This is a genomic window from Enterobacter cloacae complex sp. IR5403 (genome assembly GCF_049238705.1).
In the GTDB taxonomy this organism is placed as follows: domain Bacteria; phylum Pseudomonadota; class Gammaproteobacteria; order Enterobacterales; family Enterobacteriaceae; genus Enterobacter; species Enterobacter hormaechei_C.
This window is the reverse complement of record NZ_JBMKHP010000004.1, coordinates 18,976-42,440: the sequence shown is the minus strand read 5'-3', so window position 1 is coordinate 42,440 and position 23,465 is coordinate 18,976. Positions and strand designations below refer to the sequence as shown.

The 23,465-nt window shown below is 56.6% G+C and carries 24 protein-coding genes; 14 read left to right on the top strand and 10 right to left on the bottom strand.

Going from position 1 to position 23,465, the window contains the following annotated elements; translation table 11 throughout:
* Positions 1-96: 96 nt before the first annotated feature.
* The 5 genes from ACOTW6_RS07355 to ACOTW6_RS07335 all read left to right on the top strand — a co-directional run bounded on the left by ACOTW6_RS07355 (position 97) and on the right by ACOTW6_RS07335 (position 6,906).
* Positions 97-1,242 (top strand): SIS domain-containing protein, encoded by a 1,146-nt coding sequence (locus tag ACOTW6_RS07355; protein WP_062933406.1) that lies wholly within the window; start codon positions 97-99, stop codon positions 1,240-1,242.
* Positions 1,243-1,254: 12 nt separating this feature from the next.
* Entirely contained in the window at positions 1,255-2,127 is an 873-nt protein-coding gene (gene kbaY / locus ACOTW6_RS07350) for a tagatose-bisphosphate aldolase subunit KbaY (RefSeq protein ID WP_003861740.1), read from the top strand.
* A 116-nt stretch (positions 2,128-2,243) separates the two neighbouring features.
* Positions 2,244-3,815, top strand: coding sequence for a maltose/glucose-specific PTS transporter subunit IIBC (gene malX / locus ACOTW6_RS07345; protein ID WP_062933408.1), 1,572 nt, complete (start codon positions 2,244-2,246; stop codon positions 3,813-3,815).
* Positions 3,816-3,827: 12 nt separating this feature from the next.
* Complete coding sequence (locus tag ACOTW6_RS07340; RefSeq protein WP_062933409.1) at positions 3,828-5,000, top strand: MalY/PatB family protein; 1,173 nt, start codon at positions 3,828-3,830, stop codon at positions 4,998-5,000.
* 16 nt (positions 5,001-5,016) lie between these two features.
* Positions 5,017-6,906: an enterotoxin gene (locus tag ACOTW6_RS07335; RefSeq protein ID WP_121478545.1), complete on the top strand. Its 1,890-nt coding sequence runs from the start codon at positions 5,017-5,019 to the stop codon at positions 6,904-6,906.
* 67 nt (positions 6,907-6,973) lie between these two features.
* Here the strand turns inward: ACOTW6_RS07335 and rsmI are convergent, their stop codons facing one another.
* Positions 6,974-7,837, bottom strand: coding sequence for a 16S rRNA (cytidine(1402)-2'-O)-methyltransferase (rsmI, locus tag ACOTW6_RS07330; RefSeq protein WP_121478544.1), 864 nt, complete (start codon positions 7,835-7,837; stop codon positions 6,974-6,976).
* Positions 7,838-7,898: 61 nt separating this feature from the next.
* Here rsmI and ACOTW6_RS07325 point away from each other — a divergent pair, with 61 nt between their 5' ends.
* From ACOTW6_RS07325 to dolP, 4 genes are read left to right on the top strand one after another with little or no spacing between them, the layout of a single operon-like run.
* Positions 7,899-10,037, top strand: a complete 2,139-nt coding sequence (locus ACOTW6_RS07325) for a penicillin-binding protein activator (protein WP_023295491.1) — start codon at positions 7,899-7,901, stop codon at positions 10,035-10,037.
* Entirely contained in the window at positions 9,995-10,390 is a 396-nt protein-coding gene (locus tag ACOTW6_RS07320; RefSeq protein ID WP_003861751.1) for a YraN family protein, read from the top strand. Before ACOTW6_RS07325 ends, ACOTW6_RS07320 begins: the two co-directional genes overlap by 43 nt.
* Positions 10,391-10,411: 21 nt before the next feature.
* On the top strand, positions 10,412-11,002 hold the full coding sequence (gene diaA, locus ACOTW6_RS07315; RefSeq protein ID WP_003861754.1) for a DnaA initiator-associating protein DiaA: 591 nt from the start codon (positions 10,412-10,414) through the stop codon (positions 11,000-11,002).
* A gap of 9 nt (positions 11,003-11,011) precedes the next feature.
* Entirely contained in the window at positions 11,012-11,587 is a 576-nt protein-coding gene (gene dolP, locus ACOTW6_RS07310; RefSeq protein WP_006812102.1) for a division/outer membrane stress-associated lipid-binding lipoprotein, read from the top strand.
* Positions 11,588-11,636: 49 nt separating this feature from the next.
* Here dolP and ACOTW6_RS07305 read toward each other — a convergent pair whose 3' ends face one another.
* Together ACOTW6_RS07305 and ACOTW6_RS07300 are read right to left on the bottom strand one after the other, a co-directional pair.
* A complete protein-coding gene (locus tag ACOTW6_RS07305) occupies positions 11,637-12,674 on the bottom strand; it encodes a permease (protein ID WP_213789273.1) in 1,038 nt (345 codons plus the stop codon).
* A gap of 40 nt (positions 12,675-12,714) precedes the next feature.
* On the bottom strand, positions 12,715-13,359 hold the full coding sequence (locus ACOTW6_RS07300; RefSeq protein ID WP_023304489.1) for an NAD(P)H-binding protein: 645 nt from the start codon (positions 13,357-13,359) through the stop codon (positions 12,715-12,717).
* Positions 13,360-13,487: 128 nt separating this feature from the next.
* On the opposite strand from ACOTW6_RS07300, the gene ACOTW6_RS07295 reads away from it, so the two are divergent.
* Positions 13,488-14,006: a type 1 glutamine amidotransferase domain-containing protein gene (locus tag ACOTW6_RS07295; RefSeq protein WP_015571965.1), complete on the top strand. Its 519-nt coding sequence runs from the start codon at positions 13,488-13,490 to the stop codon at positions 14,004-14,006.
* Here the strand turns inward: ACOTW6_RS07295 and ACOTW6_RS07290 are convergent.
* Complete coding sequence (locus ACOTW6_RS07290; protein WP_003861766.1) at positions 13,986-14,420, bottom strand: YhbP family protein; 435 nt, start codon at positions 14,418-14,420, stop codon at positions 13,986-13,988. The genes ACOTW6_RS07295 and ACOTW6_RS07290 overlap by 21 nt on opposite strands.
* Before the next feature lie 14 nt (positions 14,421-14,434).
* Between ACOTW6_RS07290 and ACOTW6_RS07285 the strand changes: the two genes are divergently transcribed.
* Entirely contained in the window at positions 14,435-14,764 is a 330-nt protein-coding gene (locus ACOTW6_RS07285; RefSeq protein ID WP_003861768.1) for a GIY-YIG nuclease family protein, read from the top strand.
* Here the strand turns inward: ACOTW6_RS07285 and ACOTW6_RS07280 are convergent.
* Together ACOTW6_RS07280 and ubiT are read right to left on the bottom strand one after the other, a co-directional pair.
* Complete coding sequence (locus tag ACOTW6_RS07280) at positions 14,751-15,254, bottom strand: GNAT family N-acetyltransferase (protein ID WP_032649650.1); 504 nt, start codon at positions 15,252-15,254, stop codon at positions 14,751-14,753. The genes ACOTW6_RS07285 and ACOTW6_RS07280 overlap by 14 nt on opposite strands.
* A complete protein-coding gene (gene ubiT, locus ACOTW6_RS07275; RefSeq protein ID WP_063405147.1) occupies positions 15,248-15,772 on the bottom strand; it encodes a ubiquinone anaerobic biosynthesis accessory factor UbiT in 525 nt (174 codons plus the stop codon). The genes ACOTW6_RS07280 and ubiT overlap by 7 nt, the downstream gene beginning before the upstream one ends.
* A gap of 221 nt (positions 15,773-15,993) precedes the next feature.
* Between ubiT and ubiU the strand changes: the two genes are divergently transcribed.
* From ubiU to ACOTW6_RS07260, 3 genes are all read left to right on the top strand, one after another.
* Positions 15,994-16,989, top strand: a complete 996-nt coding sequence (gene ubiU / locus ACOTW6_RS07270) for a ubiquinone anaerobic biosynthesis protein UbiU (RefSeq protein WP_045329228.1) — start codon at positions 15,994-15,996, stop codon at positions 16,987-16,989.
* A gap of 7 nt (positions 16,990-16,996) precedes the next feature.
* On the top strand, positions 16,997-17,875 hold the full coding sequence (locus tag ACOTW6_RS07265; protein ID WP_213789274.1) for a U32 family peptidase: 879 nt from the start codon (positions 16,997-16,999) through the stop codon (positions 17,873-17,875).
* 78 nt (positions 17,876-17,953) lie between these two features.
* Complete coding sequence (locus tag ACOTW6_RS07260) at positions 17,954-18,961, top strand: luciferase-like monooxygenase (protein WP_213789275.1); 1,008 nt, start codon at positions 17,954-17,956, stop codon at positions 18,959-18,961.
* 84 nt (positions 18,962-19,045) lie between these two features.
* Here the strand turns inward: ACOTW6_RS07260 and mtr are convergent, their stop codons facing one another.
* The 4 genes from mtr to nlpI all read right to left on the bottom strand — a co-directional run bounded on the left by mtr (position 19,046) and on the right by nlpI (position 23,394).
* Positions 19,046-20,290, bottom strand: a complete 1,245-nt coding sequence (mtr, locus tag ACOTW6_RS07255) for a tryptophan permease (protein ID WP_006812114.1) — start codon at positions 20,288-20,290, stop codon at positions 19,046-19,048.
* A gap of 142 nt (positions 20,291-20,432) precedes the next feature.
* The gene (locus tag ACOTW6_RS07250; RefSeq protein ID WP_003861780.1) at positions 20,433-22,328 is read right to left on the bottom strand and encodes a DEAD/DEAH family ATP-dependent RNA helicase; all 1,896 of its coding nucleotides are present in this window, start codon (positions 22,326-22,328) and stop codon (positions 20,433-20,435) included.
* Entirely contained in the window at positions 22,321-22,401 is an 81-nt protein-coding gene (gene yrbN, locus ACOTW6_RS07245; RefSeq protein ID WP_097397692.1) for a protein YrbN, read from the bottom strand. Before yrbN ends, ACOTW6_RS07250 begins: the two co-directional genes overlap by 8 nt.
* 108 nt (positions 22,402-22,509) lie before the next feature.
* Positions 22,510-23,394: a lipoprotein NlpI gene (gene nlpI, locus ACOTW6_RS07240; RefSeq protein WP_003861782.1), complete on the bottom strand. Its 885-nt coding sequence runs from the start codon at positions 23,392-23,394 to the stop codon at positions 22,510-22,512.
* Between the last annotated feature and the right edge of the window lie 71 nt (positions 23,395-23,465).

Below are 23,465 nucleotides of genomic sequence, written 5' to 3'. Positions count from 1 at the left end.
TCTTTAACTGCTAAAGTGAACAAGTGAAACGAAACGAAAGATAGCGACACATTTGCCAGCGTCTGATGTGGAATTCACACGACTAAGGACTGAGTTATGCCACAAACCACTATCGCCACCACCGGCACCTGGACCGAAAAAGAGATCCGCCAGCAGCCAGCCAGCTGGCTTCGCTCGCTCAACAATATTGATAATCTGCGCGTGTCGATCGACAGTTTTCTGACGCCACTGTTGCGCAAGCCCGATCTGCGGATCGTTCTGACCGGCGCGGGCACGTCCGCTTTTATCGGCGACATCATTGCGCCATGGCTTGCCAGCCACACAGGAAAAAACATCACCGCGATACCTACGACCGATCTGGTCACCAACCCGATGGATTACTTCAGCCCTGCGCACCCGCTGCTGCTGGTCTCTTTCGCCCGTTCTGGCAATAGCCCGGAGAGCGTCGCTGCCGTTGAGCTGGCGAATCAGTTTGTACCGGAGTGCTACCACCTGTCGATCACCTGTAATGAAGCGGGCAGCCTGTACCAGAATGCCGTCGACAGTGATAACGCCTGCGCTCTGCTCATGCCAGCCGAAACGCACGATCGCGGGTTCGCGATGACAAGCAGCATCACCACCATGATGGCGAGCTGCCTTGCGGTATTCGCACCGGAAACGATCAACAGCAAAACGTTCCGCGACGTGTCCGATCGCTGTCAGGCGATCCTCACGTCGCTCGGCGATTTCAGTCCCGGCGTCTTTGGTAACGAACCGTGGAAACGCATTGTTTATCTGGGCAGCGGTGGATTACAGGGCGCCGCACGGGAGTCTGCGCTGAAGGTGCTGGAGCTGACCGCCGGCAAGCTGGCGGCATTCTACGATTCGCCAACGGGTTTCCGTCACGGGCCTAAGTCGCTGGTAGACAACGAAACGCTGGTCGTCGTGTTTGTCTCCAGCCATCCGTATACGCGTCAGTACGATCGGGATCTGCTCGCCGAGCTGCGACGCGATCGTCAGGCTATGCGCGTGGTAGCCATTGCAGCCGAAACGGATCCGGTCATTGAAGCTGGCCCGCATATCCTGCTGCCGCCTTCCCGTTCATTTAACGATATGGAGCAGGCGTTCTGCTTCCTGATGTACGCCCAGGTCTTCGCACTGACCCAGTCTCTGCACGTTGGCAATACGCCGGATACGCCATCCGCCAGCGGTACGGTTAACCGTGTGGTCCAGGGCGTCGTTATTCATCCGTGGCAGGCTTAAGAGGACAGGCTCATGAGTATTATTTCTACTAAATATCTTTTGCAGGACGCACAGGCGAAGGGCTATGCCGTTCCGGCCTTTAACATCCATAACGCCGAGACGATCCAGGCGATCCTCGAAGTCTGTAGCGAAATGCGATCGCCGGTGATCCTCGCGGGTACGCCGGGGACGTTTAAACATATTGCGCTGGAAGAGATCTACGCCTTGTGCAGCGCATATTCCCTTACTTATGACATGCCGCTGGCGCTACACCTCGATCACCACGAATCGCTGGACGACATTCGCCGCAAAGTCCATGCCGGTGTACGTAGCGCAATGATCGACGGTAGCCATTACCCCTTCGAACAAAACGTCAAGCTGGTGAAATCGGTCGTCGATTTCTGCCACCTCAACGACTGTAGCGTCGAGGCCGAACTGGGCCGACTGGGTGGGGTGGAAGATGACATGAGCGTCGACGCCGAAAGCGCGTTCCTGACCGACCCGCAGGAAGCAAAACGCTTTGTCGAACTGACAGGCGTAGACAGCCTCGCCGTTGCCATCGGTACCGCACACGGTCTCTATACCAAACGGCCAAAAATCGACTTCCAGCGGCTGGCCGAGATCCGCGAGGTAGTGACAGTGCCGCTGGTGCTGCACGGTGCGAGTGATGTGCCGGATGAGGATGTGCGCCGCACCATTGAGCTGGGCGTCTGCAAAGTTAACGTCGCAACAGAGCTGAAAATCGCCTTCTCTGACGCAGTCAAAGCCTGGTTTGCCGAGAACCCACAGGGCAACGATCCGCGCTTCTACATGCGCGTCGGCATGGATGCCATGAAAGAGGTGGTCAGAAGCAAAATCACCGTTTGCGGCTCGGCGAACCGGCTGCTGCTTCCGGCTGAAGCCTGAACCCATCGCGCATAACGTTAGTACCTAAAAAATAACTATAAGCCTCGCAAATATGAAGGCGCGTCCTTAAGCCGGACAGCGCCTTCCATTATCCTAAAAATCCGAGGAGTCCCTACATGACACAGGAAAAGTCGTTTAAATCGAAAGCGTGGGAGTTTTTCCAGAGCCTGGGAAAGACATTTATGTTCCCGGTCTCGCTGTTGGCCTTTATGGGGTTGTTGTTAGGTATCGGTAGTTCTGTCACCAGCCCTTCCACCATCAAAAGTTTTCCCTTTCTGGGCGGCGAGTTAACGCAGCTCACCTTTGGTTTTATCGCCATGGTCGGCGGCTTTGCTTTTACCTATCTGCCGCTGATGTTTGCCATGGCGATCCCGATGGGCCTTGCCAGACGTAATAAAGCGGTGGGCGCTTTTGCCGGATTCGTTGGCTACATGCTGATGAACATGAGCATCAACTACTACCTGACCGCCACCCACCAGCTTGCGGATGCCGCCACCATGAGACAGGTGGGACAATCCATCGTGCTTGGCATTCAAACGCTGGAGATGGGCGTGCTCGGCGGCATTGTCGTAGGGGTGATCACCTACTTCCTGCACGAACGTTTTCAGGACACGGTGCTGCACGACGCGTTTGCCTTCTTTAGCGGCATTCGTTTTGTACCGATTGTTACTGCCCTCACCCTGTCGCTGGTCGGCTTGTTCATCCCCCTGCTGTGGGAATATGTGGCAATGGGCATTGCCGGGATTGGTCATATCATCCAGAGCACCAGCGTCTTTGGGCCGTTCCTGTATGGCGTGGGCGTACTGCTGCTCAAACCTTTTGGCCTGCACCACATCCTGCTGGCGATGGTGCGCTTCACCCCGGCGGGCGGCATTGAGATGGTTAACGGCCAGGAAGTGGCCGGTGCGCTGAACATTTTCTACGCCGAGCTGAAAGCTGGCCTGCCGTTTAGCCCGCACGTTACGGCATTTTTATCGCAAGGGTTTATGCCGACCTTTATCTTCGGCCTGCCTGCCGTGGCTTACGCTATCTACCGCACCGCGCGCCCGGAAAACCGTCCGGTGATTAAAGGGCTGCTGCTTTCAGGCGTGCTGGTTTCAGTTGTCACGGGTATTTCAGAGCCGATTGAGTTCCTGTTCCTGTTTATTGCCCCTGTGCTTTACGCGTTTCATATCGTTATGTCTGGCCTGGCGCTGATGGTGATGGCGCTGCTCGGCGTCACCATCGGCAACACCGACGGCGGCATTCTGGATCTGCTGATCTTCGGCGTCATGCAGGGAATGTCGACCAAATGGTATCTGCTGTTCCCGGTGGGTATTGCCTGGTTTGCTATCTACTTCTTCGTCTTCCGCTGGTACATCCTCAGGCACGATATAAAAACGCCGGGCCGTGAGGTTGACGCGCAGGGTGCGCTCCAGGCGGTGGAAGCCAATACCCGGGCACGTGGAAAATCAAAATACGATCATGGGCTTATTCTTAGCGCGCTTGGCGGTAAAGAGAATATTGAGTCGCTCGACAACTGCATCACCCGCTTACGTCTGGTGGTGAAAGATATGGGGCTTATCGACCAGCAGGCGCTGAAGGCCGCGGGCGCCTTGTCAGTAGTGGTGCTTGATGCCCACAGCGTTCAGGTGATCATCGGCCCGCAGGTGCAGAGCGTCAAATCCGGCATTGAAGCCTTAATTTAACAGGGGGTCGTTGTGTTTGATTTCGACAGAATCATTGAGCGTAAAAGCGATAAATGCCGTAAATGGGATCATACTTTTGTGTGCTCGCGTTTCGGTGATGTCCCGGAGGGATTTATCCCGCTGTGGATAGCAGACATGGATTTCACCTCGCCACCCGCCGTGATTGAAGGCTTCCAGCGCATCGTGGAGCATGGCACCTTCGGTTACACCTGGTGCTTCGACGAATTCTACGATGCGGTCATCGCCTTCCAGCGCACCCGTCATCAGGTTGAGGTGCATAAGTCATGGATCACCCTGACCTACGGCACCGTTTCCACGCTGCACTATACGGTTCAGGCGTTCTGCAAACCCGGCGACTGCGTGATGATGAATACCCCGGTGTATGACCCGTTTGCGATGGCGACACAGCGACAGGGCGTGCGGGTGCTTGCAAATCCGCTGAGCGTGGAGGAAAACCGCTATCAGCTGGATTTTAATTTGATTGAAGTTCAGCTCAAAACTCACCGTCCAAAACTGTGGTTCTTCTGCTCGCCGCATAACCCCTCGGGCCGAATCTGGCGCGCGGATGAGATACGTCAGGTGTCCGATCTCTGTAAGCGCTACGGCACGATTCTGGTGGTTGATGAGGTTCACGCCGAGCACATTCTGGACGGTACATTCGTCAGTTGTCTGACTTCGGGCTGTGCCGCCCAGGACAACCTGATTGTGCTGACCTCCCCCAATAAAGCCTTCAACCTTGGCGGGCTAAAAACATCCTACTCAATGATTCCAGACGATTCGCTGCGCCAGCGTTTCCGCCAGCAGCTGGAGAAGAACTCCATTACCTCGCCCAATATCTTCGGCGTGTGGGGAATTATTCTGGCTTATCAGCAAGGTCTGCCATGGCTCGACGCGCTGAATGGTTATCTGCGCGGCAATGCCCGCTACCTTGCGGATGCCATTCAGACCCATTTCCCTGCATGGAAGATGATGAACCCGGAGTCGTCGTATCTCGCCTGGATAGACGTCAGTGCGGACGATCGCAGTGCGACGGCGCTAACTCAACATTTCGCAAAACAGGCTGGCGTGGTCATTGAAGATGGCAGCCACTACGTACAAAACGGCGAAAACTACCTGCGTATTAACTTCGGCACCCAGCGCTACTGGCTGGAACAGTCCATCAACCGAATGCTGAAGCATTACTGATAAGGATCTTACCCCGATGAAAAAAATGCTCACTCTCTCGCTGCTGGCTCTCTGTGTTTCTCATGGCGCGGCGGCAGCAAACTACGCGCTCAGTAACGACAATATTGCCCTTTCGTTTGATGATGCAAACGCAACGGTAGTGGTAACGGACAGCAAAGCTAACCATCCGCTCACGCCTCAGGAGTTGTTCTTTCTGACGCTACCGGATGAAACAAAAATCCACACCGCTGATTTCAAAATCAAGCACGTCGAAAAGCAGGACAATGCGATAGTCATCGACTTTACGCATCCGGATTTTATCGTAACGGTGAAACTGAACCTGGTGAAGGGAAAATACGCCAGCATTGGCTACACCATCGCCGCCGTCGGGCAGCCGCGGGACGTAGCGAAAATTACCTTCTTCCCGACGAAGAAGCAGTCTCAGGCACCTTACGTTGACGGGGCGATTAACAGCTCGCCAATCGTGGCCGACTCGTTCTTCATCCTGCCAGACAAACCGATTGTGAATACTTACGCTTATGAAGCCACCACGAACCTCAACGTGGAGCTGAAAACGCCAATTCTGCCTGAGACACCGGTTAGTTTTACCACCTGGTTCGGCACTTTCCCGGAAACTAATCAGCTGCGCCGCAGCGTAAACCAGTTTATCGATGCCGTGCGTCCGCGGCCTTATAAGCCTTACCTGCACTACAACAGCTGGATGGACATCGGCTTCTTTACCCCTTACTCCGAGCAGGATGTCATTGGGCGGATGGACGAATGGAATAAAGAATTTATTGCCGGACGCGGGGTGGCGCTGGACGCGTTCCTGCTGGACGATGGCTGGGACGATCGCACCGGACGCTGGCTGTTTGGCCCGGCATTCAGCAACGGTTTTGGCAAAGTCAGGGAAAAAGCTGACAGCCTGCATAGCTCGGTTGGGCTGTGGCTTTCTCCGTGGGGCGGATACAACAAGCCGCGCGATATTCGCGTCTCGCATGCAAAAGAGTATGGTTTCGAAACCGTAGACGGCAAGCTGGCGCTGTCGGGGCCGAACTACTTTAAAAACTTTAACGATCAGATCATTAAGCTGATCAAAAACGAGCATATTACCTCGTTCAAGCTCGACGGAATGGGTAACGCCAATTCGCATATCAAGGGCAGCCCATTTGCATCGGATTTTGACGCGTCCATTGCCCTGCTGCACAACATGCGCAGCGCAAATCCGAACCTGTTTATCAACCTGACCACCGGCACCGACGCCAGCCCGTCCTGGCTGTTCTATGCTGATTCAATCTGGCGTCAGGGCGATGATATCAACCTGTACGGCCCCGGCACGCCAGTGCAGCAGTGGATGACCTACCGCGATGCCGAAACCTGGCGATCCATCGTGCGTAAAGGTCCGCTGTTCCCGCTGAACTCACTGATGTACCACGGGATCGTCAGCGCAGAGAACGCTTACTATGGACTCGAGAAAGTGCAAACAGACAGCGATTTTGCCGATCAGGTCTGGAGCTACTTTGCAACCGGAACTCAGCTTCAGGAGCTGTACATTACGCCGTCCATGCTGAATAAGGCGAAGTGGGATACCCTGGCGCAGGCGGCGAAATGGTCGCGTGAGAATGCCAGCGTGCTGGTGGATACTCACTGGATTGGCGGTGACCCAACTTCGCTTGAGGTTTACGGCTGGGCCTCATGGAGTAAAGACAAAGCGATTTTTGGCTTACGCAACCCATCGGATAAGCCGCAACGTTACTTCCTGGATTTAACCAAAGATTTTGAGATCCCGGCAGGAGAGCGTTCGCAGTTTACCCTGAAAGCCGTGTACGGCAGTAATTCGACCGTACCAGAGGAGTATAAAAACGCTGTGGTGATTACGCTGCAACCGCTGGAAACGCTGGTGTTTGAGGCGATGCCGGAGAAATAGTGAGGCTTTGACACGGTGTAGGCCGGGTAAGGCGAAGCCGCCACCCGGCAAAACAGGCGGCAGGGTCTTACTCCCCCTGCTGCTCCAGCGCATATTTATACAGCGCATTTTTCTTCACGCCGTGGATCTCCGCCGCCAGCGCCGCCGCTTTTTTCAGGGGGAGTTCAGCCTGTAGCAGGACCAGCGTACGCAGCGCATCGGCAGGCAGAGCGTCTTCCTGCGCTTTGTGGCCTTCAACAATCAGCACCATTTCGCCCTTGCGGCGGTTTTCATCCTCTTTCACCCACGCCAGCAGTTCGCCAACCGGCGCACCGTGAATGGTTTCCCACGTTTTGGTCAGCTCGCGCGCCAGCACCACATAGCGGGCTTCGCCCCAGACGGTCACCATATCTTCCAGGCTTTCCAGCAGACGGTGGGTTGATTCGTAGAAGATCAACGTACGCGGTTCAGCTTCCAGCTCCTTTAACACATCGCGACGGCCTTTGGATTTAGCAGGCAGGAAGCCTTCGTAGCAGAAACGATCGGACGGCAGACCCGCAGCGCTTAACGCCGCAATCGCCGCACACGGCCCCGGCAGCGGCACAACGCGGATGCCTGCTTCACGGCAGGTGCGAACCAGATGGTAGCCCGGATCGTTGATCAGCGGCGTTCCCGCATCGGAGACCAGCGCGATGTTCTGCCCTTCTTTAAGCTTCGCCACCAGCGTTTCGGCTTTTTGTTGCTCATTGTGATCGTGCAGGGCAAACAAACGGGCGTTAATGGCAAAGTGTTGTAGCAGTAAACCGGTATGACGGGTGTCTTCAGCAGCAATTAAATCAACAGCTTGCAATACGGTAAGCGCACGTTGGGTAATATCAGACAAATTCCCGATAGGAGTAGGTACAATATAAAGCTGGCCTTGAGAATTATCTGCCGTTTCGTGTTGTTTCATTGTTTCGTCCGTATTGCCGATTTAATATTGAGCATTGCGTAAAAAAATCACTGGATACAGTATGGTACCGTTAACGTTTCTTCGAAAAAAAGCCGCGCACAGCGTGCCCCTCCTGCTGGCAGCCCTGATCTTTACCGGCTGCGGCACCCAGGCACCTGACCAGAGCACTGCTCATATGCAGGGATCCGCTCAGGCTGATTCTGGCTTTTATCTGCAACAAATGTCGCAGAGTACAAATGATACCAGGATCAACTGGCAATTACTCGCCATTCGTGCACTGCTGAAAGAAGGGAAAACCCAGCAGGCCGCCGAGCTGTTCAGCCAGCTGCCGCAGGATCTTAACGACACTCAGCGCCATGAGCAGACGCTGCTGTCGGCAGAACTGAAGGTCGCGCAAAAAGATTACGACGGCGCGAAGAAGATCCTCGGCACCATCGATCTCAGCACGCTGGATAAAAACCAGCAGGCCCGTTTCTGGCAGGCCGGTATCACCGCTGAGCAGGGTCGCCCTTCCCTGACGCTACTCCGCGCGCTGATTGCCCAGGAGCCTCTGCTCGCGGGTGCGGACAAGCAGAAAAATATTGACGCAACCTGGCAGGCGCTCGCCTCCATGACCCAGGATCAGGCCAAAGCGCTGGTCATCAACGCCGATGAAAATGTCCTGCAAGGCTGGCTGGATCTGCAACAGATGTGGTTCAACAACCGCAGCGATCCGAACATGCTGAAAGCCGGCATTACCGACTGGCAAAAGCGTTACCCGCAAAATCCGGGAGCGAAAATGCTGCCAACGCAGCTGGTGAACGTGCAAAACTTTAAGCCCGCCTCCACCAGCAAAATCGCCCTGCTGCTGCCGTTAAACGGCCAGGCAGCGGTATTTGGTCGCGCCATTCAGCAAGGTTTTGAAGCCGCGAAAAACGGCACTACCGCTGTCAGCGGCAGCGCGGTTCCGGCGCAGGCTGCACAGGCGGCGAATGTGAATGACGTTGTCAGCCCGTCCGCCGCCGAAACCAGCGACCTGACCACCGCGCAAACCCCTGCGCAGGGCACCATGCAGAATCCGGTTACCGCCCCAACGACGCAGCCTGCTACCCCAGCGCCTGCGGCAACACAGGCCCCGGCTGAAACACCGGCGCCCGCGACGGCAGAACAACCTCAGCCGCAAACCGCGCAGCCGGAACAGCAGCCAGCAACCCAGCCGCAGGCTGTGGCCACCACCAGCGCTAATCCTGGTGCAGAGTTGAAAATCTACGACACCAGCGCCCAGCCGCTTGACCAGGTGCTGGCGCAGGTTCAGCAGGACGGGGCCAGCATCGTTGTCGGCCCGCTGTTGAAAAACAACGTGGAAGCGCTGATGAAGAGCAACACCACGCTGAACGTGCTGGCGCTTAACCAGCCTGAGCAGGTTCAGAACCGCGCCAATATCTGTTACTTCGCCCTCTCTCCGGAGGATGAAGCCCGCGATGCGGCCCGCCATATTCACGAGCAGGGCAAGCAGGCGCCGCTGCTGCTGATCCCACGCAGCACGCTGGGCGATCGCGTTGCCAACGCGTTTGCGCAAGAGTGGCAGACCCTTGGCGGTGGCGTGGTGTTGCAGCAGAAATTTGGCTCAGCTTCCGAACTGAGAGCGGGCGTCAACGGCGGCGCAGGTATCGCCCTTAACGGCAGCCCGGTCAGCGCCAGCCTGCCGCAGCAGCAGAGCGTCACCATCGGCGGTCTGACGATCCCGGCGCCACCTACCGACGCGCAAATAAGCGGCGGCGGTAAAGTGGATTCGGCGTACATCGTCGCTACGCCGGAAGAGATCGCTTTTATCAAACCGATGATCGCCATGCGTAACGGCAGCCAGAGCGGCGCAACGCTCTACGCCAGCTCACGCAGCGCACAGGGTACCGCAGGCCCGGATTTCCGTCTGGAAATGGAAGGACTGCAATACAGCGAGATCCCCATGCTGGCAGGCAGCAACCCGCAGTTGATGCAGCAGGCGCTGGGCGCGGTGCGCAATGACTATTCCCTGGCGCGTCTGTACGCGATGGGCGTTGATGCCTGGGCGCTGGCAAACCACTTCACCCAGATGCGTCAGGTACCGGGCTTCGAGCTTAACGGGAATACCGGCGATCTGACCGCCGATCAGGATTGTGTGATTAACAGGAAGTTATCATGGCTCAAATACCAGCAGGGGCAGATTGTCCCGGCCAGTTAAGCCGTAAACAGACCGGCGACGCGTGGGAGTTAAAGGCGCGTCGCTGGCTTGAAGGCAAAGGACTGCGCTTTGTCGCCGCAAACGTTCGCGGGCGCGGCGGCGAAATTGACCTGATCATGAAAGACGGTCAGACCATCGTGTTTGTTGAAGTTCGCTACCGACAGTCGTCCCGTTTTGGCGGTGCTGCCGCCAGCGTGACGCTCGCCAAACAACAAAAATTATTACAGACTGCCCACTTGTGGCTTGCCCGCCATAATGGGAGTTTTGATACTGTGGATTGCCGTTTCGATGTGGTAGCCTTCACCGGAAATGCGATCGACTGGCTTAAAAACGCGTTTGGCGAAGACGCATAAATAAGATTTTAAAGGGATACCGTGCTCGAACGAATTAAAGTGTGCTTCACAGAAAGCATTCAAACGCAGATTGCCGCGGCGGAAGCCCTTCCGGACGCGATCTCGCGTGCAGCGATGACGCTGGTTCAGTCGCTGCTCAACGGCAACAAAATCCTCTGTTGTGGCAATGGCACGTCCGCCGCCAACGCACAGCATTTTGCTGCCAGCATGATCAATCGCTTCGAAACCGAGCGCCCGAGTTTACCTGCCATTGCACTAAACACCGATAACGTGGTCTTAACTGCGATTGCTAACGATCGTCTGCATGACGAAATCTACGCCAAGCAGGTGCGCGCCTTAGGCCATGCCGGAGACGTGCTGCTGGCGATCTCCACGCGCGGTAACAGCCGGGATATCGTTAAAGCGGTTGAAGCGGCAGTGACCCGGGATATGACGATTGTCGCCCTGACCGGTTACGACGGCGGTGAGCTGGCTGGCCTGCTGGGGCCGCAGGATGTGGAGATCCGCATTCCTTCGCACCGTAGCGCCCGCATCCAGGAGATGCATATGCTCACGGTGAACTGCTTATGCGATCTGATCGATAACACGCTTTTCCCTCACCAGGATGATTAAGGAGTTCTCATGAAGGTTTTATCGGCCCTTGCAGTCGTGATGTCTGCATTACTGCTTCAGGGATGCATCGCTGCCGCTGTCGTCGGCACCGCAGCGGTCGGCACCAAAGCAGCGACCGATCCGCGTACCGTTGGGACGCAGGTGGATGACGGTACGCTTGAGCTGCGCGTAAACAGTGCGCTGTCGAAAGACGAGCAGATCAAGAAGGAAGCACGCATCAACGTGACGGCTTATCAGGGCAAAGTGCTGCTGGCAGGCCAGGCGCCAAATCCTGAACTCGCCTCGCGCGCCAAACAGATCGCGATGGGTGTGGAAGGTACGGCGGAAGTGTTTAACGAGATCCGCCAGGGCCAGCCGATTGGTCTCGGCACCGCGTCATCTGATACCTGGATCACCACTAAAGTGCGTTCCCAGCTGCTGGGTACCGACCAGGTGAAATCCTCAAACGTGAAAGTGACCACGGAGAACGGCGAAGTGTTCCTGCTGGGTCTGGTGACGGAACGTGAAGGGAAAGCGGCGGCGGATATCGCCAGCCGGGTGAGCGGCGTGAAACACGTCACCACCGCCTTTACTTACATTAAGTAATTCCCACCTGGCTACAGGCCCGGTAAGCGCTAGCGCCACCGGGCTTTTTTCACACAAGTGCCATACTCCCCACAATCACTCCGCTCAACGCCACCAGCCCCGCAGTCAGCCACAGCGCTTTCGCCGGGAATGACTTACGCAGCATGATAAGCGACGGCAGGCTCACCGCCGGCAGCGTGATGAGCAGCGCCAGCGCCGGTGCGGTCCCCATACCGGCCATCATCATGGTCTGAATAATCGGGATCTCCGCCGCGGTTGGGATCACAAACAGGCACCCGGCCACCGCCATCGCAATCACCCACATCAGCGTGTTGTCGATAGCGCCATCCGCATGCGGGAACAGCCAGACGCGCGCCGCCCCCAGCACCAGTACGGCCAGGATATAGACCGGAATGGTGCTCCAGAAAAGCTGCCACAGCGCTTTGCCCCAGCGAGCAAAGAAACTGCCCTGCGGCTCGCTGACGTACAGCTCAACGGAGGCAGGCCCGGCCTCGTTGTCTTTCACCAGGTGCTGCACCAGCGTAGCGACAAGCACCACCGTCAGCAGGCCAGCCGCCAGACGGATAAACGCAAAATGCCAGCCGAGAACGAAACCCATAAACACCAGCGTTGCCGGGTTCAGCAGGGGGTTACCCATCCAGAAGGCAAGCGCGCCGCCCATCGACACGCGCTGTCGGCGCATACCCGCCGCCACCGGTGCGGCGCAGCAGGAGCACATCATGCCCGGCAGGGAGAAAATCGTCCCCAGCAAAGTGCCCTGCAAGCGCGGCTGTCCCAGGGTTTTCACCAGCCAGTTACGCGGGATAAGTACCTGAATCAGCGAGCCCAGCAATACGCCCAATACCGCCGCTTTCCAGACGGCAAGAAAATAGACCATGGCGTAATCCCACGCCGCGCGTAGCGGGCTGGAATCGGCCTGCGCGAGAATCGATTTACCGATGCTGTGGGTGTCGGCGGCGGTGAAGGCTTTACCGTAGTACGGCTGCCATTTCACATACCAGAGGCCAATGATGACCACGAGAAAGAAGAGTGCGGGCTTCCACCACTGAACAGGTGTTGCCGCCTGAGATGAAGACTGACCAGTCATACCATTCCCCGGAAGGTGTTATTTAATAAGCCGGGGAAGTTTACGCCTCGCCCTGCGCGATTTCACGCAGTTTTGCCGAAGGGATAATATTAACCCCCTCCTGCGACGGAGCCAGCGCCTCTTTTAGCATCGCCAGCGCGACATCCCGCGCCTCGATGGACTTCCAGTTACCCGGCAGAATGCGAAACAGCGGAGCGAAAAAAGACTCGTTAAAACGACGTTCGTCACGGTGCCCCATCAGCATGGAAGGCCGCGCGATGGTCAGGCGCTCCCATTTCTGCGCGATTAACGCCTCTTCCATTTTGCCCTTCACCTGGTTGTAAAAAAACGGCGAGCCTGCGTTCGCGCCGTGCGCGCTGACCACCAGGAAATGTTTAGCGCCCAGCTTTTTCGCCGTCAGGGCGGTATCCACCACCAGCGTGTAATCCGCATGGACAAAGGCTTCTTTACTGCCCGCTTCCCGTCGGGTGGTGCCAAGGCAGCAAAAGGCGATATCAATGGGATCCTGCACCTGCGCCAGCGCGTCGGTGAGCTGTGGATCGTGCGGGTTATAGACGCCGGTGATATCCAACAGCGGGCGACGCGTCGGGGCGGCGATATAGTTGATATGACGATCCTGGATCAGCAGCCGCAGCAGATGTCCACCCACCAGCCCGGTTGCGCCGGTAATCAGTACCTGACTCATCTTATCCCCTTTACAGAATTGTCCGTTTGCGTTCTGGGCCTGCTCTACCACACTTAAAAGTCTGTTACCGGTAAGTATTTACCACAAACGGGAAAAAAACAGTCTGAAGCGAAAACAACGGAGGAAGCATGGGTAAAAAAATCGCAGTCTTGATTACCGACGAGTTTGAAGATTCAGAATTTACGTCACCAGCAGAGGCATTCCGCAAGGCGGGCCACGAGGTGGTTACCATCGAGAAAGAAGCGGGGAAAACCGTGAAGGGCCATAAGGGCGAAGCCAGCGTGACCATTGACGAATCCATTGATAACGTCAGCCCGTCGGATTTCGACGCCCTGCTGTTACCGGGCGGCCATTCACCGGATTCCCTGCGCGGAGACGAGCGTTTCGTCACCTTTACCCGTGACTTCGTCGGCACCGGTAAACCGGTATTTGCCATTTGCCACGGTCCGCAGCTGCTGATCAGCGCCGAGGTGGTACGCGGGCGTAAGCTCACCGCGGTGAAGCCGATCGTTATCGATCTGAAAAACGCGGGAGCCGAGTTTTACGATCAGGAAGTGGTGAACGATAACGATCAGCTGATCACCAGCCGTACACCGGACGATCTGCCGGCGTTTAACCGCGAAGCGCTACGCCTGCTCGGCGCGTAACCAGTGCAGCTTTTTACCAAAGCCCAGGGTGTTGTCGGTAAATTTCAGCTCATCAAGGCGTATTTCCCACACCGGGGCTTTTAGCGCCGCAGCCACCGGGAAGCGGCGCGTATAGCGTTTACGTTGCGCGTCGCTCTCCTCCCCTTCCAGGCGACGAATTTCGCCTTTGAACTGGACCCCGCGGATCAGCGCAACGGTTTTAGGCTGACCGTTTACCGTGCCCGCCACTTTTGCCTGCTGGCCCGTCATCTGCGCATGCCGCGTTTTATCTTCGCTCATCACGTAAAAGGCCACGCGCTCGGGATCGTAGTAATAAAAGGCATTTGCGCACCACATCTCCTCGTCTTTACAGACGCACCAGGTCACGACATGCTGCTTTGCCAGCCAGCGGTTAATGGCGGCCAGTGTTTCCATTTTCGCTCTCTCTCATGCTATGGTGCGTTCACCTTAACATACTGAATCTGTTTACCGTGTGCTGGTTTCTCTATCTTGTCCGAACCGCTGATAACGCACTCTACACCGGGATCACGACCGATGTGGCACGGCGTTTTTTACAACATCAAACGGGGAAAGGAGCGAAAGCACTGCGGGGGAAAGGTGAACTTCAGTTAGCGTTTTCAGCCGCCGTGGGCGACCGATCCCTGGCGCTCAGGCTGGAATACCGCATCAAGCAGCTGACGAAGCGCCAGAAAGAGCGTCTCGTCAACGGGGACGGCTCTTTCGAGGCGCTACGCGAAAGCCTGCTTAAAAACGATTGAAATGATCGTGGTACTCCACCAGACCGGTAACGCCGTCTAGCGCATCATCCGCCAGAGGATGCACCAGGAAAGATGTTTCCGTGCCCGGCCAGTGGCAGCGCAGATCGTATCTGGACGCTGGCTCAAAACCTAAACGTTCGTAGAAGGCCGGATCGCCCAGAACGACGACAGCGGCATAGCCAAATTCATTCAGGGAATCCAGCCCTTCATAGACCAGCTGGCGCGCCAGGCCCTGGCCACGGTAGTTTTCATCCACCGCCAGCGGCGCCATGCCGACCCACTGCAACTCTTCACCCTGCACAATCACCGGGCTGAAGGCCACGTAGCCGACCACCTGCCCTTCATCGTCAGTGGCAACCAGGCCCAGCGTAATCAGGCCATCTTCGCGAAGATCGTGAACCAGTTGGGCTTCGGCGTCGCCTGCAAAAGAGCGGCGTAACAACGCATCGATACCCGGCGCATCAATCCCAATTTCGACTCGAATCAGCATGGCTCACCTACTGAAGTGTGTTTACTGTCCGGCGGGGTTTTTAGCCCGGCCTCAACGAAATCTGCCATTTGCATCAACATCATACGCAGCGCTTTCGGCATCTGCTCCAGCTCAATGGCATCCATTAAATTTTTGACGTACAGACCGAGCTCCGTGTCGCCTTCAATCACCAGACGACGCTGGAAGAAGAGCGTGTCCGGATCCTGTTTGCGCGCGGCAATCATCAGCAGATCGCTGGCATCCGCGCTAAAGCTGACATCCACCTCGGCGGTTTCACGGACGATCAGCCGATCGTTCTCAACGGAAGTAAACCAGCGTAACCCGATATCGCGCACTTCAATCTTTAACCAGCGGCCTTCCAGAAACTCCAGCTCACCGTCCTGTAGCGCCTGGCGGAACTGCCAGCTCAGTACCTGTTCCAGCACCTGGCGTTTAAGCGCGAACGGCGCCAGTTTTACCGGCACGCTCAGCATTGATGGACCAAATTGTACGAGACGTGAACGCAGTTTATCCAGCACGAGCTTTACTCCCTGATAGCTATAGTCCTGCTATTTTGCCATATCCCGACAAGAAGATAGCGGCGTAAATCAACAAACCGTTGTCCGGTATACCTCATTATTGGTGCCATCAATACGCCATTAGCTGCCTTAAATCAAAAATTGTCGCGTATGGGTTAATTAAAATCCCAGCTCGTTAACATTTTTTACGATCCCTGCGATCGACAACATCGGGATAAATTATGGAGCTGCTCTGCCCTGCCGGAAACCTTCCGGCGCTTAAGGCGGCCATCGAAAATGGGGCCGATGCGGTCTATATCGGGCTGAAAGATGATACCAACGCCCGCCATTTTGCGGGTCTTAACTTTACGGAGAAAAAGCTTCAGGAAGCCGTTAACTTCGTTCACCAGCACCGGCGCAAACTGCACATCGCCATCAATACCTTTGCCCATCCTGATGGCTACGCCCGCTGGCAGCGCGCCGTGGATATGGCGGCCCAGCTGGGCGCCGATGCGCTGATCCTGGCCGACCTCGCCATGCTTGAGTATGCGGCAGAACGTTATCCGCATATTGAGCGCCACGTCTCTGTTCAGGCATCGGCCACCAATGAAGAGGCCGTGCGTTTTTATCATCGACACTTTGACGTGGCTCGCGTGGTGCTGCCGCGCGTGCTCTCTATTCATCAGGTTAAGCAACTGGCGCGCGTCACGCCAGTGCCGCTGGAGGTTTTTGCCTTCGGCAGCCTGTGCATCATGGCCGAAGGCCGCTGCTATCTTTCTTCCTATCTCACCGGTGAATCGCCAAATACCGTCGGCGCCTGCTCGCCTGCCCGCTTTGTTCGCTGGCAGCAAACGCCGCAGGGACTGGAGTCGCGCCTGAATGACGTGTTAATTGACCGCTATCAGGACGGTGAAAACGCGGGCTACCCGACGCTGTGCAAAGGCCGCTATCTGGTGGACGGCGAGCGTTACCACGCACTGGAGGAGCCTACCAGCCTCAACACGCTGGAGTTGCTGCCAGAGCTGCTGGCCGCCAACATTGCCTCGGTGAAAATCGAAGGCCGCCAGCGCAGCCCGGCCTACGTGAGCCAGGTGGCGAAGGTGTGGCGTCAGGCCATCGACCGCTGCATGGCGGATCCGCAAAACTACGCCCCGCAGCCAGCATGGATGGAGACGCTCGGCGCGATGTCCGAAGGCACCCAAACCACGCTCGGCGCGTATCACCGTAAATGGCAGTGAGATAATCATGAAATATTCATTAGGGCCGGTGCTTTACTACTGGCCAAAAGAAACGCTGGAAGATTTTTACCAGCAGGCGGCTAACAGCAGCGCCGATGTGATTTACCTCGGCGAAGCGGTGTGCAGCAAGCGCCGCGCCACCAAAGTGGGCGACTGGCTGGATATAGCGAAAAGCCTGGCCGGCAGCGGCAAGCAGGTGGTGCTCTCGACGCTGGCGCTGGTGCAGGCGTCCTCTGAACTGGGCGAGCTGAAGCGCTACGTCGAAAACGGTGAGTTTCTGCTGGAGGCGAGCGACCTGGGCGTGGTGAACATGTGTGCCGAGCGTAAGCTGCCGTTTGTCGCCGGACATGCGCTGAACTGCTATAACGCGGTGACTCTGCGCCTGCTGCTCAAACAGGGGATGACCCGCTGGTGCATGCCGGTAGAGCTCTCCCGCGACTGGCTGGCCAACCTGCTGCATCAGTGCGAAGAGCTGGGCATTCGCAACAAGTTTGAAGTGGAAGTGCTGAGCTATGGGCATCTGCCGCTGGCCTACTCTGCCCGCTGTTTCACCGCACGTTCCGAAGATCGCCCGAAAGACGAGTGCGAAACCTGCTGCATTAAGTACCCGAACGGACGCAGTATGCTGTCGCAGGAGAATCAGCAGGTGTTTGTTCTTAACGGCATTCAGACCATGAGCGGTTACGTCTATAACCTCGGCAACGAACTGGCGTCAATGCACGGGCTGGTGGATATGGTGCGGCTTTCGCCGCTTGATACCGGTGTTTTCGCCATGCTGGACGCCTTCCGCGCCAACGAAAACGGCGCCTCGCCGCTGCCGCTGACGGCAAACAGCGACTGCAACGGTTACTGGCGACGTCTCGCCGGGCTGGAATTGCAGGCGTAAAAAAAGCTCACTTTGTTAACAACGGTTATCATTTTTTAATGCAGTATTAAAGATTGACCGTCGACAAAGTGAGCTGTTATGACTGACAAAACCATTCCGTTTTCGGTGCTGGATCTGGCGCCGATCCCACAAGGCTCCTCGGCCAGAGAAGCCTTCACGCACTCTCTCGATCTTGCTCAGCTTGCCGAAAAGCGCGGCTATCACCGCTACTGGCTGGCGGAGCACCACAATATGGTGGGCATCGCCAGCGCCGCCACCTCGGTGCTGATTGGCTATCTGGCGGCGAATACCACCACTCTGCACCTGGGCTCCGGCGGTGTGATGCTGCCGAACCACGCTCCACTGGTGATTGCCGAGCAGTTCGGGACGCTGAATACCCTCTATCCGGGCCGTATTGATCTAGGGCTTGGCCGCGCGCCGGGCAGCGACCAGCCGACCATGCGCGCCCTGCGTCGCCATATGAGCGGCGATATCGATAACTTCCCGCGTGACATGGCGGAGCTGGTGGACTGGTTTGACGCGCGGGATCCGAACCCGCACGTGCGTCCTGTGCCGGGGTACGGGGAAAAGATCCCGGTATGGCTGTTAGGCTCAAGTCTGTACAGCGCGCAGCTCGCCGCTCAGCTGGGGCTGCCGTTCGCGTTCGCTTCCCACTTCGCACCGGATATGCTGCATCAGGCGCTGCATCTTTATCGTACGCACTTCAATCCGTCTGAACGTCTGGAGAAGCCGTATGCGATGGTGTGTATCAATATCATTGCCGCCGACAGCAACCGCGACGCGGAATTCCTGTTTACCTCTATGCAGCAGGCGTTTGTGAAGCTGCGTCGCGGTGAGACGGGCCAGCTTCCGCCGCCGGTAGAGAATATGCATCAGCTGTGGTCGGCCTCCGAGCAGTATGGCGTGCAGCAGGCTCTGAGTATGTCGCTGGTGGGTGATAAGGCGAAAGTGCGTCACGGGCTGGAGGCGGTGCTGCGTGAAACGCAGGCGGATGAGATTATGGTTAACGGCCAGATTTTCGATCACCAGGCGCGTCTGCATTCGTTTGATTTGGCAATGCAGGTGAAAGAGGAGTTGGTGGGGTAGTTTTTTGCCGGATGGCGGCTTCGCCTTATCCGGCCTACGCGATCCTTGTAGGCCCGGTAAGCGTAGCGCCACCGGGCTTTCTGTTTACTGATACACAGGCAACAGGTTAAAACTCGACAGCACGTGGACCACCGCGTTGCCGATACCAAATACCAGAATCAGCGCAATCATCGGCTTTCCGCCCCAGACGCGGAATTTCGGGCTGCCGAAGCGCTTACGTGATTTGCGCGCCAGCAGCGCCGGTACAATCGCCGCCCAGATGGTGGCCGCCAGTCCTGCATAGCCGATGGCGTACAGGAAGCCGTTCGGCCACAGCAGGCCGCCCACAATCGGCGGCAGGAAGGTCAACAGCGCGGTTTTGAAGCGCCCCATCGCAGAGTCATCAAAACCAAACAGATCCGCCAGATAGTCAAACAGACCCAGCGTCACGCCGAGGAATGAGCTCGCCACCGCAAAGTTCGAGAAGACCACCAGAAGCAGATCCAGGCTGCGGCTGTTCAGCACGCCGCTCAGCGCCTGTACCAGCACATCAATGTTACCGCCCTTCTGCGCAATGCCGATAAATTCCGGACGCGGGATGTTACCCATCGTCCCCAGCAGCCAGATCACATACAGCCCTAGCGCCAGCAGCGTGCCGTAAACCAGGCATTTCACGATGGTGCGCGGATCCTTGCCGTAGTACTTCATCAGGCTCGGTACGTTGCCGTGGTAGCCGAACGACGCAAGACAGAATGGCAGCGTCATCAGCAGGTACGGCGTGTAGGAGGTGTTCACTTCCGCAACGTTAAACAGCGTGGCCGGCGTGACATGCCCCAGCAGGCTGCCGAAGGTCAGAAAGAAGGTGATGACCTTTGCGCCCAGCACGATCGCCGTCATGCGGCTGACCGCTTTGGTGCTCATCCAGACGATAAACGCCACGCCCAGCGCGAAGCAGAGACCCGCCAGACGCGCCGGAACATTCAGCGACATCTCTGAGAAGGTGTGATGCAGAATCGACCCGCTCGCTGAAATGTACGCGTAGGTCAGGATGTAGAGTACAAACGCGATGGACAGCCCGTTCACCAGGTTCCAGCCTTTGCCCAGCAGATCCCGGGTGATGGTGTCGAAGCTGGAGCCAATGCGGTAGTTCAGGTTTGCTTCAAGGATCATCAGCCCGGAATGGAGCATGCAGAACCAGGTGAAAACCAGCGCCGCCAGCGACCAGAAGAACCACGCACCGGACATGACCACAGGCAGGGAAAACATCCCGGCACCAATGATGGTTCCGCCGATGATCACCACGCCGCCAAGCAGCGAAGGTGACGTTTGGGTGGTGGTTAGTGTTGCCATGCGGCCTTATCTCCAGTGAAAAATGTGGTTCTGCATTTTAGTGTGTTGCACTGTACCAGTACAAGAGTACAAAAGGAATAAAAAAAGCCCCGATAGCAACTATCGGGGCTGTATATTTTACTTTACGTCAGAAGCGAAAGGCTTACGCGTCACCGAAACGACGACGGCTGGCGCCTTCTTCACGGCGTGGACCACGGTTTTCGCGGCGCTCGCCGGAGAAACGACGGCCTTCACCACCGCGACCTTCGCTGCGACCGCCTTCACGACGCTCGCCACCGAAACCGCGACCACCGCCACGACGTTCGCCGCCACGGTCAGGACGTGGCTGTGCATCGCCCAGCAGCTGCATGTTCATCGGCTTATTCAGGATGCGAGTGCGAGTAAAGTGTTGCAGTACTTCGCCCGGCATGCCTTTTGGCAGCTCGATGGTGGAGTGGGAACCGAACAGCTTAATGTTACCGATGTAACGGCTGCTGATGTCGCCTTCGTTAGCGATCGCGCCAACGATGTGACGAACTTCAACACCATCATCACGGCCCACTTCAATGCGATACAGTTCCATTTCGCCAGCGTCACGACGCTCGCGACGTGGACGGTCTTCACCACCACGCTCTGGACGGTCACCACGTGGACCACGGTCGTTACGGTCGCCACGACGTTCGAAACGATCGTCACGGTCACGGAACTCACGCTTAGGACGCATCGGCGCATCAGGTGGCACGATCAGGCTACGTTCGCCCTGCGCCATTTTCAGCAGTGCTGCGGCCAGGGTTTCCATGTCCAGCTCTTCGCCTTCAGCGACAGGCTGGATCTGGGACAGCAGCGCACGGTACTGATCCAGATCGCTGCTTTCCAGCTGCTGCTGTACTTTCGCGGCGAATTTTTCCAGACGGCGTTTGCCCAGCAGTTCTGCGTTTGGCAGCTCGGCTTCTGGAATGGTCAGCTTCATGGTGCGTTCAATGTTACGCAGCAGACGACGCTCGCGGTTCTCAACGAACAGCAGCGCACGGCCCGCACGGCCCGCACGACCGGTACGGCCGATACGGTGAACGTAAGACTCGGAGTCCATCGGGATATCGTAGTTTACAACCAGGCTGATACGCTCAACGTCCAGGCCACGTGCTGCCACGTCGGTTGCAATCAGGATATCCAGACGACCGTCTTTCAGACGCTCCAGCGTCTGCTCACGCAGGGCCTGGTTCATGTCGCCGTTCAGCGCTGCGCTGTTGTAGCCGCTACGCTCCAGGGCTTCAGCCACTTCCAGGGTCGCGTTTTTGGTACGAACGAAGATAATCGCCGCATCAAAATCTTCCGCTTCCAGGAAACGCACCAGCGCTTCGTTTTTGCGCATGCCGTATACAGACCAGTAGCTCTGGCTGATGTCCGGGCGAGTGGTCACGCTGGACTGAATGCGCACTTCCTGCGGCTCTTTCATGAAGCGGCGGGTAATGCGACGGATCGCTTCTGGCATGGTTGCAGAGAACAGAGCGGTCTGATGACCTTCCGGGATCTGCGCCATGATGGTTTCTACGTCTTCGATGAAGCCCATACGCAGCATTTCATCGGCTTCGTCCAGTACCAGGCCGCTCAGTTTAGAGAGATCCAGGGTACCGCGCTTCAGGTGATCCAGCAGACGGCCCGGCGTACCGACAACAATCTGTGGGCCCTGGCGCAGGGCGCGTAACTGCACGTCATAACGCTGGCCGCCGTACAGGGCTACCACGTTTACGCCGCGCATATGTTTAGAGAATTCCGTCATAGCTTCAGCAACCTGAACAGCCAGTTCACGGGTTGGAGCCAGGACGAGGATCTGCGGCGCGCGCAGGTCCGGATCAATGTTGTTCAGCAGCGGCAGCGAGAATGCTGCGGTTTTACCGCTACCAGTCTGGGCCATGCCCAGCACGTCACGACCAGAAAGCAGGTGTGGGATACACTCAGCCTGGATCGGAGATGGTTTTTCGTAACCCAGATCGTTAAGGGCTTCAAGGATAGGAGCCTTCAGGCCCAGATCTGCAAAAGTGGTTTCGAATTCAGCCATGTAGTACAAGTGCCTCGATATTAATGGCGGCCAGTCTACTTAGCTCATCGTGAAAATGATTAGCAATTTTCATTGAAAAGTGTGAACCGGCTCAAATTAGGTGTATTGACGAACAACAACGCCCTCACCAGTGAAGGTGATGGCAATCAAAAAGATTACGGGCTGATGTTTATGTCGTCAGCTATTGCTGGTCCGATTCTGCCAGGTCGTCTTGCTCCTGGCCCAAGAGCGATAATTCCAACAATGCATAACGGTGCTCAACGAAGTTATGTACGTTGTTAGCAACCGCTAATTTGAACAGTGCCGTAGCGCTGTCCATATCCCCCAGACTTAGGTAGTACTTACCTAAATAGAAGTTGGTTTCACTGAGATGCTCAGCGAGCGAGGTGTTATCCGTTGCGTCCGCCTTGAGGCGTTCCATCAGCGTTGCTTCGCTAATGTTGCCCAGGTAGAACTCGACAATGTTCCATCCCCACTGTTCCTTGTCCGATTTCTCGAAGCGCTGTTTCAGTGCTTCTTTGGCCTGCTTCTCATCGAGCTTCTGCTCAACGATGTAAAGCCACAGGCTGCGGAAAGGATCATTAGGATCGTCTTGATAAAACGCCAGCAGATCATCTTGCGCTAACTTATCACGACCGCCGTAATACAATGCGATACCGCGATTCAAGTGCGCGTAGTTGTAAGTTGGATCAAGCTCAAGTACAGAATCAAACGCTTCATAGGCAGCATCAAAATTGCCTGCCTGCGTTAAATAAATGCCTAAGTAATTGAATACTTCAGGCATATCAGGTCGAATCGCCAGCGCTTGTGAAAAATCATTTCGCGCCAGTGCCCTCAGACCGAGACTATCATACAACACTCCGCGCTCATATAAAAGCTGTGCGCGTTCGTCATCGGTTAAAGCCCGACTGGCAAGTATTTGTTCCATGCGTGCCAGAATGACTTCCTGCTGCAAAGTCGGTTGCAATGGCACTGCGAGGACTTCGCTCTTACGCCAGGCAGAGTTGCTGCATCCTGCCAGCGTTAAAGCTGTCGCAACGAAACACCAGCGCAAAAAAGGCTTCATTTCCCACTCCCGAAGACAACTATTGGATGAACGTCCTGTCCCCCGGCGGCTTAACAAGGCGTCCTGCCTGA